The organism is Variovorax sp. MPBD4-3, from assembly GCF_058809745.1.
The window spans coordinates 41233-53931 of record NZ_JBXASW010000045.1; the positions used below are offsets into that span (position 1 = coordinate 41233).

Sequence of the window (12699 nt, forward strand, 5' to 3'; positions counted from 1 at the left end):
GGCCGCGGCCGGATAGGCGTTGTCCGGCAGCACTTGGCGCCGCTCTCCGGCGCGGTGCCGCCGGCCGGCGGGCGATGCTCACAGCTTGTCTCAGCCGCCAAAAAATAAACAACCCTCAACGCGCCGGCGGCCTGCCCGCCCGGCACGGCCCATTGCCGACTATGCGCTGATCGGCTCCACCCACAGCGCCGCGCTGGTGCACCTGGGCGGCGATATCGAGTGGCTGTGCCTGCCGCGCTTCGATTCCGCCGCCATGTTCGCGAGCCTGCTCGGCGACGAGCGCAACGGCCGCTGGACCATGCGCGCCAGGAGCGCCAAGGCCCGGGTCACGCGCCGCTACCTGCCCGGCACCATGGTGCTGGAGACCACCATCCACACCGCCAAGGGCACGGCCCTGGTGACCGACTTCATGCCGCGCCCGGCCGCGGGCGGCACGCACGAGGTGGTGCGCATCGTGCAGGGAGTGCGCGGCGCGGTGAACATGCACACCGAGTTGCGCATCCGCTTCAACTACGGCGAGTGGTGCCCCTGGGTCGAGCGGCGCGACGGCGCGGTGCATGCCGTCGCCGGGCCCGACGCGGTGCGGATCAGTTCCGGCGTGCCGCTGGTCAATGAAGACTTTGCGAGCCATGCAGATTTCACCGTGCTGGCCGGGCAGTCGATCGCGTTCGTGCTCGACTGGTTTCCCTCGCACGAGAAACCGCCGGTCACGCGCGACGCCAGCGCGTTGCTGGCCCAGGCCAGCGCCGAGTGGTGCGCATGGACCGACCGCTGCGGCTACCAAGGCGAGTACCGCGAGCCGGTGATGCGTTCGCTGCTCACGCTCAAGGCGCTGACCTACGAGCCCACCGGCGGCATCGTCGCCGCGCCCAGCACCTCGCTGCCCGAGCAGCCCGGCGGCGAGCGCAACTGGGACTACCGCTTCTGCTGGCTGCGCGACGCCGCGCTCACGCTCTACGCGCTGATCGGCTCCGGCTACGTGGAAGAGGCCAGCGCATGGCGCTGGTGGCTGATGCGCGCCGTGGGCGGCTCGCCCGAGGAACTGCAGGTGATGTACGGCCTGCACGGCGAACGCTCGCTCACCGAACTGGAACTCGGCTGGCTGCCGGGCTACGACGGCAGCCGGCCGGTGCGCATCGGCAACGGCGCGCACGGGCAGCGCCAGCTCGACGTGTACGGCTCGGTCATCGCGGCTTTCCATGCGGCGCGCAAGGCGGGCCTGGCGGACATGGACAAGGTCTGGCCGCTGGAGCGCGCCATCGCGAAGCAGCTCATGGTGCTATGGAAGCAGCCCGACTGCAGCCTGTGGGAAGTGCGCGGCGAGCCGCGCCACTTCGTGCACTCCAAGATCATGTGCTGGCTGGCCTTCGACCGCATGATCGCGAGCGCGGAAGACTTCGGTCTCGAAGGGCCGGTCGGCCACTGGCGCGCGGCGCGCGACGAGATCCATGCCGAGGTCTGCGCGCGCGGCTACGACGCGGCCAGCAATTCCTTCGTGCAGTACTACGGCGCCGACACGGTCGATGCCGCGCTGCTGTGGATGCCGCTGATCGGCTTCCTGCCCATCCACGATCCGCGCGTGCAGGGAACCATCGCGCGCGTCGAGAAAGAACTGATCTTCAACGGGTTGGTGTATCGCTACCGCACCGAGAAAGGCGTCGACGGCCTGGAGGGCGGGGAGGGCGCTTTCCTCGCCTGCAGCTTCTGGCTGACCAATGTGTACGTGGCCATGGGCAAGCTGCGCAAGGCGCGCGCGCTGTTCAAGCGGCTGCTGTCGCTGGGCAACGACCTGGGCCTGTTCGCGGAGGAATACGACCCGGTCGGACGGCGGCAGCTCGGCAATTTTCCGCAGGCGTTCTCGCACATCGGGCTGATCAACAGCGCGCATGCGCTGGTGTCCGCGGCGGGCGGCGTGTGGGAGCTGGCGGACCTCGACGGCAAGGCGCCGCTCAAGCGGCGGCGGCGTCCTTCGCGCGGCGGCTGAGCCGCGCGCCGATGTCGGCCACGATTTGCGCCACGGGCGTGTCGATGTCGGCATGCCACACGTCCGTTTCGCTCGGGTCCGGCCGTTCCAGCGTCCGCAACTGGCTGTCGAGCAGGCTGGGCGGCATGTAGTGGCCGGTGCGCCGTTCCAGGCGCTGGCGGATGAGCGCATCGGGCCCGTCCAGGAACACGAACTGAAGCGACGGCGACGCATCACGCAGCCGGTCGCGGTAGGCGCGCCGCAGCGCGGAGCAGGCCACCAGCACGCCGCGCGGCGCGGCGGTACGGTCGGCCAGGTTGTCGCCCACGCGGTCGAGCCAGGGCCAGCGGTCCGCGTCGCCCAGCGGCTGGCCGGCCCGCATGCGCGCCACGGCTTCGGGCAGGTGCAGGTCGTCGGCGTCGATCCAGGGCAGCGCGAGCAACTGCGCCAGCCCCGCCGCCACGCTGCTCTTGCCGGTGCCCGACACGCCCATCACCACCACGCAGGTGCGCTGCTGCGCGTGCATGCGGCTACAGGCTCGCGGTGATGCCGCCGTCCACGTACAGGATGTGGCCGTTGACGAAGCTCGAGGCGTCCGACGCCAGGAAGATGGCCGCGCCGCCGAGTTCCTCGACATCGCCCCAGCGGCCGGCCGGCGTGCGGCCCGAGAGCCAGGCCGTGAAGGCCTCGTCGGCCACCAGCGCCTGCGTCAGTTCGGTCTTGAAGTAGCCGGGGCCCAGGCCGTTGACCTGGATGCCGTGCTTGCCCAGGTCGATGGCCATGCCCTTGGTGAGCATCTTCACCGCGCCCTTGGTGGCGGCGTAGGGCGCGATGCCGGGGCGGCCCAGCTCGCTTTGCACGGAGCACACGTTGATGATCTTGCCGCGCTTGCGCTCGATCATGCGTTGCGCCACGAAGCGGCCCACGAAGAACACGCTGTCGATGTTGGTGGTCGTGATCTTGTGCCAGGCATCGATGGGGAATTCGGCGAATGCGCCGCGGTGCTGCATGCCTGCGTTGTTGACGAGGATGTCGATGGGGCCGATGCCGGACTCGACCGCGGCCACGCCGGCCTCGACCGCCGCGGCATCCGTCACGTCGAAGGCGACCGATTCGGCCGCGATACCCCGGGCGCGCAGTGCGTCGCGCGCGGCGGTGAGTGCGGCGGCGTCGCGTGCGTTGAGCACGACGCGCGCGCCGGCCTGGCCCAGTGCCGCCGCCAGCGCGAAGCCGATGCCCTTGCTGGAGCCGGTGACGAGGGCGGTGCGCCCGGAAAGATCGAACAGTTTCAAGAAGAGCTCCTTGGGACGGGGCGTGAGCGGGGTGCCCCGGTACGTGGCAACGGCAGGAAGTTACCGGTATCTTTTGAAAACGTCAATGGGTGAAGCCCGTGCTGGCTTTACTACAGGCAATTCGTTAGAGTTACCGGTATCTTTCATGCCGCAGGAGACATCCGCTTGACCGCTACCGCCATTTCCCCGCACGTCCTCCTGGCCGGCGCATATCCCGAGTGGGACATGGCGCCGATGCGGGCGGCCTACACCCTGCACCACCTGTGGGAGGCGCAGGACCCGGCGGCCTTCGTCGCCGAACATGCTGCCGACATCCGCGCCATCGCCACGCGCGGCGAACTGGGCGCGAGCGCGGAGCTCATCGCGTCGCTGCCCAGGCTGGAGCTGGTCGCCTGCTACGGCGTGGGCACCGACGCCATCGATCTCGCCGCCTGCCGCGCGCGCGGCATCCGCGTGACCAACACGCCCGACGTGCTCAACGGCGACGTGGCGGACCTTGCTGTGGGGCTCACGCTGGCGCTGCAGCGCCGCATAGCGGCCAGCGACCAGTTCGTGCGCAGCGGCGCATGGGCGCAAGGCGGCATACCGCTGGCCACGCGCGTCTTCGGCCAGCGCGTCGGCATCGCCGGTTTCGGCCGCATCGGCAGCACCATCGCGAAGCGGCTCTCGGGCTTCGACGTGGAGCTGGGCTACTTCAGCCGCAGCCCGAAGGCAGACAGCCCGCACCGCCACTTCGCGAGCCTGAGCGCGATGGCCGACTGGTGCGACGTACTCATCGTCATCCTGCCGGGCGGCGAGGCCACGCGCGGCATCGTGAATGCCGAAGTGCTGCAGGCGCTGGGCCCCACGGGCTGGCTGGTGAACGTGTCGCGCGGCACCACCGTCGACGAAGCCGCGCTGCTGCAGGCGCTGGAGGCGCGCAGCATTGCCGGCGCGGGGCTCGACGTGTTCCTCAACGAGCCGCGCATCGACCCGCGCTTCGCCGCGCTCGACAACGTGGTGCTGACCCCGCACCATGGCAGCGGCACCGAACAGACGCGCCGTGCCATGGGCGAGCTGGTGCGCCGCAACCTCGAGGCCCACTTCGCGGGCCAGCCTCTCATCACCCCCGTGGCCTGATCGCCCGAAGGAAAGAATCATGCGTTTGCGTTGTATGTGCCTCGTGATCCACGCCCCCGACGACCTGCGGCTGGACGAACAGGACGCCGGGGAAATAGGCCCCGGCCAGGTATTGGTGAAGGTCGGCATGGGCGGCATCTGCGGCTCCGACCTGCACTACTTTCACAACGGCGGCTTCGGCACCGTGCGCATCAAGGAGCCGATGGTGCTGGGCCACGAGGTGGCCGGCACCGTGGTGGCGGTGGCGCCCGGCGTGGAGAGCGTGCGCATCGGCGACAAGGTGGCCGTCAACCCGAGCCGCCCCTGCGGCGCCTGCAAGTTCTGCCTCGAAGGCCTGCCCAACCAGTGCCTGGACATGCGCTTCTACGGCAGCGCGATGCGCACGCCGCACGTGCAGGGCGCGTTCCGCAACATGCTGCTGTGCGAGGCCACGCAGTGCGTGAAGGTGGCCGACCACGTGCCGCTGCGGCTGGCCGCGCTGGCCGAGCCGTTCTCGGTGGGGCTGCACGGCGTGTCGCGTGCCGGGCCGCTGCTGGGCAAGCGCGTGCTGGTGTCGGGCTGCGGCCCGATCGGCGTGCTGGCCATCGCGGCGGCGCGCGCGCACGGCGCGGCCGAGATCACCGCCACCGACGTGGTCGACGAGCCGCTGGCCATTGCACGCGCCATGGGCGCCGACCAGACCATCAATGTCGCGCAGGACAAGACCTGGGTGTCGCGCCATTCGGCCGACAAGGGCACCTTCGACGTGATGCTCGAATGCTCCGGCAACGAACGCGCGCTGCGCGACGGCCTGGAAGTGATGCGCCCGCGCGGCGTGGTCGTGCAGCTCGGCCTGGGCGGCGACGTGAGCATTCCGCAGAACATGGTGGTGTCGAAGGAACTGAGCATCTGCGGCTCGTTCCGCTTCCATGCCGAGTTCGCGCTGGCGGTGCGGCTCATCAACGAGGGCCGGGTCGACCTGTCGCCGGTGGTGACGCACACCTTCCCGATGCTGAAGGCGCGCGAGGCCTTCGAGCTGGCGAGCGACCGCAAGCAGGCGATGAAGGTGCTGATCGACTTTGCGGATGCGGGAGCGCAGGCCGTCGCGGCCTGATCCGTCGATCCTGCCGGTGGGGAAAAGGGAAGGAGTCCGGCATCAGGCGGGATGAATCGGCTCCATCCCGGTGTTCGAATCGCGGTCAGTCTTCCACGCGCGATTTCCTGTGCGCGTCCTGAAAGATCTGATGGATCAGCTCCCTGAACCATTTATGGCCGGGATCGTGGTCGTTGCGGGGATGCCAGACCGCGTCGATGGAAAGCGCCAGCTCGGGCAGCGGGAACGGAAAGGCGACGCAGTTCGAGCCTGAAAGCACGCTGCCCATCCAGTGGGCCGGCATGGCCGCGATCAGGTCGGTGGATTCGATCACCGGCACCATGCCTTGCCAGGTGGGCACCTGGATCATGACCCGGCGTGCCAGCCCGCGTTCGGCCAGCAGCTCGTCAAGGATGCTGCTGCCCACGCCCGAGACCTTCAGATGCCCCAGCTCCAGGTATTTGTCCAGGGTCAGTGGCGCGGACGCGGCGGGGTGGCCTTTCCTCATCAACACCATCCAGCGGTCGTCCAGTATTCGCCGCGAGGCGGAAAGAACGGAGTGCCCCCGGGAAACGGAGAGCCGGATTTCCACCCCTTCGTATTCGACACGGTCCGACGGCTGGCGCATCTCGAACGACTGCACCGACAGGCTGACACCTGGCGCCACGGTGCGCAACTCGATGCACAGGCGCGGCAGCAAGAGGATGCCGACATAGTCGGACACGCGCAGAAGAAAAGTTCTTCTCGCGGTGCCGGGGTCGAACTCCCCGGCGACGCCGATGGCGTCCTCGATTTCGCTGAAAGCCTTTCTGAAGCTCTTGGCCAGGCGAACGGCCTCGGGTGTCGGAACCATGCCCTCCGCGGTTCGCAGCATCAGGGGGTCCTTGAATTGCTCCCTGAGACGGCGCAACGCATGGCTCACGGCAGAAGAAGTCAGGTTGAGCCGGGCCGCCGCCTTGGTCACGCTTCGCTCCTCGACGAGCGCTTCGAACATCACCAGCAGGTTGAGATCGATCCGGCGAAGGTTCATCGACGCACGATCCTTGCTCGCAGGAAGCTGAATTTCATTCATCTGGACAATGATAGTAATGAATTTGACTAACTACATGCCCAACCAAAACAATCTGCCCTGCACTCAACCAGACAGTTTTGGAATCCATGGCAATCACAGGCCGCCACGGCGCAGCCCCTCAGGCGCTTCCAGGTGAAAAAGAAAGAATCTTTCCGCAGGGGACGTGCGACACGCACCTGCATGTCTTCGGATCGCCGGAGGAATTTCCATTCATTGCCGAGCGCTCGTACACCCCGCCGCCGGCCACGATCGAACAGTACTGGGCTGCCTATCGGCCTTTGGGCATGGATCGCTGCGTTCTGGTCCAGCCGAGCGTGTACGGCCGCGATCACTCGCTCCTGAAGCGGACGCTGCACGACGCGGCTGCGGGCAGCATGCGCGGCGTGGCGGTCGTCTTCGAAGACACGCCGGATGCCGAGATCGAGGAACTGCATCGGCTCGGGGTGCGAGGCGCCAGATGCAATGCGCTGTTCAGCGGGGGCGTTTCCGCCGCCGGCCTGCAGTCCATTGCGGACCGGGTGAAGGGCCTCGGGTGGCACATCCAGCTGCTCGTGAACATCGATGCGGATTTCGGCCTCGTCCAGCGCCTGACCGAGACGGGCATGACCGTGGTGGTGGATCACTTCGGTCATCCATCGGACTGCGCGGACATCGACAGCAGGGGCGTCAAGCGTCTTCGAAGCCTGCTTCAGGAGGGATGCGCCTGGGTCAAGTTCTCGGGGGCATACCGCATATCTCCGGCGGCGTCGGGCGTCGACCCCGCCGTGCTGCCGCTCGCGCACAGCCTGGCGCAGGCGAATCCTGAGCGCATCGTATGGGGCTCGGACTGGCCCCACCCCGGCATCGACGCAACGTCGACCGCCAGCATCGAGCTGGCAAACCTGATCACGCACTGGTTTCCCGAGGAAATCAGGCGCAAGGCTTTGGTCGACAACCCGACCCGGCTTTACTGGAAAGACTGATTTCTAAAAGGAGACATTCATGTTCAATCAAAAAAACAGCCGCAGATTTTTCCTGCAAGGTGCCGCATCGCTCGCCGCCTGCGCCGCACTCCAGCCCGCCACTGCGCAGAGCCGCTTTCCCTCGAAGCCGATCACCTTGGTGGTTCCCTTCGCACCAGGGGGGAACGTGGACATCGTCGCGCGTTCGCTGGGCGTGCCGCTGACGAAGCTGGTCGGCCAGTCCGTGATCGTCGAAAACCGCGCCGGCGGTGGCGGCGCGGTGGGAACCGGCACGGTGGCGCGGGCGGAGCCCGACGGGCATACCTTGCTGGTGGCAACGCCCGGCCAGCTGGGCACTCTGCCCGAGATCATCAAGCTGCCCTACAAGGCCGACAGCCTGGTGCCGGTCGCGTTGCTCAGCCGCACGCCCGTCGTCGTGGTCGTGCGCGCCAACGACACGCGGTTCAAGACCGCGGCCGACTTCGTGAAGGCGGCGAAGGCCGCGAAGCAGGGCGTGACGGTCGGACATGCAGGCCCGGGCTCTCCCAATCACCTGGCGCTGCTCCAGTTCGAGGATTCCGCCAAGGCGCAGGTCAACGCGGTGCCCTACAAGGGTTCCGGGCCGGCGCTGGTCGACCTGATCGGCGGCCAGATCGATGCGGTGGTCGACCAGATCACGAGCTCGACCCCGCACATCAAGAGCGGCGCGCTGCGTGCCGTGATGGTGCTTGGCCCCCAGGCCGGCGGCTTGCTTGCAAGCGTGCCGACGCTTTCCCAGCTGGGCCTGCCAGCGTTCGACGCCACGACCTTCGTCGGGGCATTCGCACCCAAGGGCACGCCCGCCGCCAACGTGGCCAGTCTCCAGGGCTGGATCTCCAAGTCCGTCGCCCAGCCGGAGTTCTCCAACGTGATCCGGGATCTGGGCAGCGAGCCGGTCGGAGACACGGGGGCCGCGCTGCAGAGGCTGGTCGATGGCGAGGTCACCCTGGCCGCGCAGATGGTCAGGCAAGGGCGGCTGAAGGCCGATTGACCTGCCTGCGCCTGTCACTGCGGGAAATCCGAAATTGATTGCGATCATTCCAGTTCCGGTAGCGCTGGAAAGCGGCTACCGGCGCTTTCTCCATGCACTTGCCGCCGAAGGCTTCAAAGGCGAGATCACGTCGCAGTACGCCGATCGCACCGTGCTGGCTACGGACAACTCGATCTACCAGCGGCTGCCCCAGGCGGTGGTCTTTCCGCGCGACGCGGCCGACGTCGAAACGATCGCCAGGCTGCTCGCCAGGCCGGAGCATCGGCGCGTGGCGGTTTCTCCGCGCGGCGGGGGAACGGGCACCAACGGCCAGTCCCTGACGGACGGCATCGCCGTGGATCTTTCGCGGCATCTCAACCAGATCCTGTGGATCGACCCCGTGCGCCGGGTGGCGCGCGTGCAGGCCGGCGTGGTCAAGGACCAGTTGAATGCGGCGCTGAAGGCACACGGGCTGTTCTTTGCGCCCGAGCTGTCGACATCGAACCGCGCGACGATCGGCGGCATGATCAACACGGACGCGAGCGGCCAGGGCAGTTGCACCTACGGCAAGACGCGCGACCATGTGCTGGAGCTGGATGTGGTCCTGCCGGGCGGCGCGCGCTTCCAGAGCCGGTCGGTCGATGCCGCCGAGCTGCAGGTGCAGTTGAAAAAAGGCGGTCCCGTGGGCGACGCATGGCGCTGCGCACACAAGATCGCCACGCAGCATGCCGAGCTGATCGCGACGCGCTTTCCCCGTCTGAATCGCTGCCTCACCGGCTATGACCTGGCGCACCTGCAAGAGCCCGGCGATCGCTTCAACCTCAACAGCGTGCTGTGCGGCGCGGAAGGTTCGCTGGGGTTCGTCGTGGAGGCCGAAATCAACCTGCTCCCGATTCCCCGGCATTCCATGCTGGTCAATGTGCGATACGCCAGCTTCATGGATGCACTGCGCGATGCGCAGTTCCTGATGCGGCACCGCCCGCTGTCGATAGAGACGGTCGATTCAAGGGTGCTGGGCCTGGCGATGGACGACATCGTCTGGCAGGACGTGGCCGAGTATTTTTCCGAGCCTTCCGACACGGTGCCGACGCGCGGAATCAACCTGGTCGAATTCTGCGGAGACTCGAAGGACGAGGTGCGCGGCCGTGTGGCGGCCTTCACCGAGCATCTGGCCAACGACGCCAGCGCGACGCGCATCGGCCACACCATTGCATCGGGTCAGGCGGCGGTTGAAAAGGTCTACGCCATGCGCAAGCGCGCGGTCGGCCTGCTGGGGAACGTGCAAGGGGAGGCCCGGCCCCAGCCCTTCGTCGAAGACACGGCGGTGCCGCCGGAGAAGCTTGCCGACTACATCGAAGAGTTCAGGGCGTTGCTCGACGGCCATGGGCTGAGCTACGGCATGTTCGGCCACGTGGATGCGGGCGTGCTGCATGTCCGGCCGGCCCTGGATCTGAAGAACCCGGCCCATGCGGCGCTGATCCGCACGATCTCCGACGAGGTCGCCAGGCTGACGCTGAAGTACGGCGGCGTGCTGTGGGGCGAGCACGGGAAGGGGGTTCGCTCCGAATATGCGCCGCAGTATTTCGGCCCCTTGTATCCGGCCCTGCAAGAGCTCAAGGCGGCGTTCGATCCGCACAACCAGCTCAATCCGGGAAAGATCGCCACGCCCGCGGGCCAGGTCTCGCGGCTGCTGCGCATCGACGAAGTGCCCTTGCGTGCCGACGCCGATCGCCAGATCGACGAACGCGTGTGGAAAAGCTATGCCGGCGCGGTCCATTGCAACGGCAATGGCGCTTGCTACAACTTCGACCCCGACGACGCGATGTGCCCTTCGTGGAAGGCCACGCGTGAACGCAGGCATTCCCCCAAGGGCCGCGCCACGCTGTTGCGGGAGTGGCTGCGCTTGCAGGGCAACGCGGGGGTCGACGTGCTCCAGGCGGCGGCGCGGCAAGATTCGTCCTTCGCCGGATTTTTCAGGCGTTGGCGAAACAGCCGCCAGCGTGCGGCGCACGGCAATGAAGGCGCCGGCGACTTCTCTCACGAAGTCTATGAAGCAATGTCCGGTTGCCTGGCCTGCAAGTCGTGCGCGGGGCAGTGTCCTGTCAAGGTCAACGTCCCGGAGTTCCGCTCGCGCTTCCTGGAGCTGTATCACACCCGCTATTCGAGGCCGATCAAGGACTACCTGATTGGCTCGCTCGAATTCAGCGTGCCCTTCTTCGCGCGCTTTCCGCGGCTCTACAACGGCGCCATGTCGTCGGCACTGGTTCGCCGCACGCTCGAACGCCACGCGGGCATGGTCGACAGCCCGCTGCTGAGCCGCTTCGACTTCCAGGCCACGCTGAGCCGGTGGGGCGTGCGCGAGGCCACTCCGGCGTTGCTGGCCGCGCAGACAGGCGCGCAGCGCGCCAGGTCCGTGATCCTGGTGCAGGATGCGTTCACGCGCTATTTCGAGGCACGCGTGCTCTGCGCTTTCATCGAATTCGCGTCCCGGCTTGGATACACAGTCTGGCTGGCCCCCTTCATGCCCAACGGCAAGCCGCTCCATGTGCTGGGCTTCCTCAAGGCGTTCAACCGGACGGCGCTCAGGAACGCAACGATGCTCGGTGAATTGGCGTCATGCGGTGTGCCCCTTGTCGGCCTCGATCCTGCAATGACGCTCGTGTACCGGCAGGAGTACGCGAAGCTCGCGTCCCTGGAGAAACCGCCTGCCGTCCTGCTCCCGCAGGAGTGGCTCCTGGACGTACTGCCCGCGAAGGTGCCGGAATCTCCAGAGGGGGACTTCCGGCTCCTGACCCATTGCACGGAAAAGACGACCGCACCCGCTGCCGCCGCGCTTTGGCCCGAGGTATTTGCCCGCGCCGGGCTGAAGCTGCGCCAACAGGCCAGCGGCTGTTGCGGCATGTCGGGGACCTACGGGCACGAGAGCCTGAACGTCGGGACTTCGCGCCACATCTACTCCCAATCGTGGGGCCCGCTATTGAAGTCCGGGAAGACGCGAGGCACGGAGTTTCTGGCCACGGGCTATTCCTGCCGCAGCCAGGCCGAGCGAATGGAGGGCCGGCATCTGCGGCATCCGGTGGAGGTACTGCTTCATTTCCACGGCCGGACCGAATCTTCGCCCCCCGTTGGCACCGAGGCCGGGGTCTTGTGACTACCCGAAGGCAAAGGCCGCACCTGGATATCGGGGCCTCTACGAACTCTCCCGCTGCTCGACGCGAAACGGGATGAGCACCGTCTCCGGCGGCGGCCGATGCCCGTCCCGCGTGCCGTCGATCACCCGCAGCAGCAGCTCGCCCGCCGCCGTGCCGATGCCCATGCAATCCACCGCCACGGTGGTGATGCGCGGATGGCAGGCGCGCGCGACTTCGAAGTCGCCGAAGCCCGCGATCGCGATGCGCCCGGGCACGTCCCAGCCCCGGCGCTGGCATTCCATCAGCGCGCCGAAGGCCGAGAGGTCGGACACGCAGAGCACCGCATCCACGTCGGGCCACTGGCGCACGAGCTGCGCGATGGCCTCGCCGCCTTGCGCCATCGAGATCGGCGGCTGGCCGAAGCTGATGACGCGCCCGTCGGGCAGCCCCAGTTCGCGGATCGCCTGCGCATAGCCGCGCTGCCGGTCGGCGCCGCGGGTGTCGCGGTTCGAGGTGCCGCCGATGAACGCGATGCGCCGGTAGCCCTTGCCGTGCAGGTGCCGCACCATCGCCGCGGCGGCTTCGGCGTTCGAGAAGCCGACCGTGTGCCCGATGGGCGTGGCGGGCAGGTCCCAGGTCTCGATGACCGGCACGCCGGCGGCCTGCAGCATGGCGCGCGCGGCGGGCGTGTGGGAGCCGCCGGTGAGGATCACGCCCTCGGGCCGGCGCGCGAGCATGGCGCGCAGCAGGCGCTCTTCGGTCTCCACGCGGTAGTCCGTGTAGCCCAGCAGCAGCTGCAGCCCGCGCGATTCCACCGCCGCGGCAATGCCCTGCACCGTCTCAGAGAAGTTGGAGTTGTTGAGCGACGGGATCAGCGCCGCGACGAAACCCGAGCGCTTGCTCGAGAAAGTGCGCGCGGTCTGGTCGATCACGTAGCCCATCTCTTCACAGGCCTGCAGGATGCGCTCGCGCAGCGCCTGCGAGGTGACGCGGTCGCTGCCCACGCTGCGGTTGAGCGCGCGCGAGACCGTCATCTTCGACACGCCGACGCGCGCGGCCACGTCGGCCATGGTGGGCGGGCGGGACGCAGGGGCGGAGGC

Annotated in this window: 10 protein-coding genes; 6 read left to right on the forward strand and 4 right to left on the reverse strand. The window is 67.9% G+C overall.

The window, feature by feature from the left end; all coding sequences use genetic code 11:
• The first annotated feature begins 85 nt into the window (after positions 1 to 85).
• A complete protein-coding gene (locus tag AC1RVW_RS22550; RefSeq protein ID WP_409196071.1) occupies positions 86 to 1984 on the forward strand; it encodes a glycoside hydrolase family 15 protein in 1899 nt (632 codons plus the stop codon).
• Here the strand turns inward: AC1RVW_RS22550 and AC1RVW_RS22555 are convergent.
• Both AC1RVW_RS22555 and AC1RVW_RS22560 read right to left on the reverse strand, forming a co-directional pair.
• Entirely contained in the window at positions 1950 to 2489 is a 540-nt protein-coding gene (locus AC1RVW_RS22555; protein ID WP_409196070.1) for a gluconokinase, read from the reverse strand. The genes AC1RVW_RS22550 and AC1RVW_RS22555 overlap by 35 nt on opposite strands.
• Before the next feature lie 4 nt (positions 2490 to 2493).
• A complete protein-coding gene (locus AC1RVW_RS22560; RefSeq protein ID WP_081266211.1) occupies positions 2494 to 3255 on the reverse strand; it encodes a glucose 1-dehydrogenase in 762 nt (253 codons plus the stop codon).
• A gap of 165 nt (positions 3256 to 3420) precedes the next feature.
• Here AC1RVW_RS22560 and AC1RVW_RS22565 point away from each other — a divergent pair, with 165 nt between their 5' ends.
• Positions 3421 to 4374, forward strand: coding sequence for a 2-hydroxyacid dehydrogenase (locus AC1RVW_RS22565; protein WP_493202601.1), 954 nt, complete (start codon positions 3421 to 3423; stop codon positions 4372 to 4374).
• 19 nt (positions 4375 to 4393) lie between these two features.
• Positions 4394 to 5467 (forward strand): L-idonate 5-dehydrogenase, encoded by a 1074-nt coding sequence (locus AC1RVW_RS22570; protein WP_081266213.1) that lies wholly within the window; start codon positions 4394 to 4396, stop codon positions 5465 to 5467.
• 85 nt (positions 5468 to 5552) lie between these two features.
• Here the strand turns inward: AC1RVW_RS22570 and AC1RVW_RS22575 are convergent, their stop codons facing one another.
• On the reverse strand, positions 5553 to 6518 hold the full coding sequence (locus AC1RVW_RS22575) for a LysR family transcriptional regulator (RefSeq protein WP_493202603.1): 966 nt from the start codon (positions 6516 to 6518) through the stop codon (positions 5553 to 5555).
• 86 nt (positions 6519 to 6604) lie between these two features.
• Between AC1RVW_RS22575 and AC1RVW_RS22580 the strand changes: the two genes are divergently transcribed.
• Genes AC1RVW_RS22580 through ydiJ form a run of 3 tightly spaced genes read left to right on the forward strand, consistent with a single transcriptional unit; the run spans position 6605 to position 11619 of the window.
• Positions 6605 to 7480, forward strand: coding sequence for an amidohydrolase family protein (locus AC1RVW_RS22580; RefSeq protein ID WP_493202605.1), 876 nt, complete (start codon positions 6605 to 6607; stop codon positions 7478 to 7480).
• A 19-nt stretch (positions 7481 to 7499) separates the two neighbouring features.
• A complete protein-coding gene (locus AC1RVW_RS22585) occupies positions 7500 to 8489 on the forward strand; it encodes a Bug family tripartite tricarboxylate transporter substrate binding protein (RefSeq protein ID WP_409196065.1) in 990 nt (329 codons plus the stop codon).
• Positions 8490 to 8526: 37 nt separating this feature from the next.
• On the forward strand, positions 8527 to 11619 hold the full coding sequence (gene ydiJ / locus AC1RVW_RS22590; protein WP_493202610.1) for a D-2-hydroxyglutarate dehydrogenase YdiJ: 3093 nt from the start codon (positions 8527 to 8529) through the stop codon (positions 11617 to 11619).
• Between the two features lie 39 nt (positions 11620 to 11658).
• Here the strand turns inward: ydiJ and AC1RVW_RS22595 are convergent, their stop codons facing one another.
• Positions 11659 to 12669, reverse strand: a complete 1011-nt coding sequence (locus AC1RVW_RS22595; RefSeq protein WP_285414612.1) for a LacI family DNA-binding transcriptional regulator — start codon at positions 12667 to 12669, stop codon at positions 11659 to 11661.
• Positions 12670 to 12699 lie beyond the last annotated feature (30 nt).

Bases quoted from the DNA above. Each gene is read 5' to 3' on its own strand.
- AC1RVW_RS22595 (WP_285414612.1), bottom strand. From the start codon at position 12,669: ATGGCCGACGTGGCCGCGCGCGTCGGCGTGTCGAAGATGACGGTCTCG.
- AC1RVW_RS22555 (WP_409196070.1), bottom strand. From the start codon at position 2,489: ATGCACGCGCAGCAGCGCACCTGCGTGGTGGTGATGGGCGTGTCGGGC.
- AC1RVW_RS22585 (WP_409196065.1), top strand. From the start codon at position 7,500: ATGTTCAATCAAAAAAACAGCCGCAGATTTTTCCTGCAAGGTGCCGCA.
- AC1RVW_RS22575 (WP_493202603.1), bottom strand. From the start codon at position 6,518: ATGAATGAAATTCAGCTTCCTGCGAGCAAGGATCGTGCGTCGATGAAC.
- AC1RVW_RS22580 (WP_493202605.1), top strand. From the start codon at position 6,605: ATGGCAATCACAGGCCGCCACGGCGCAGCCCCTCAGGCGCTTCCAGGT.
- AC1RVW_RS22570 (WP_081266213.1), top strand. From the start codon at position 4,394: ATGCGTTTGCGTTGTATGTGCCTCGTGATCCACGCCCCCGACGACCTG.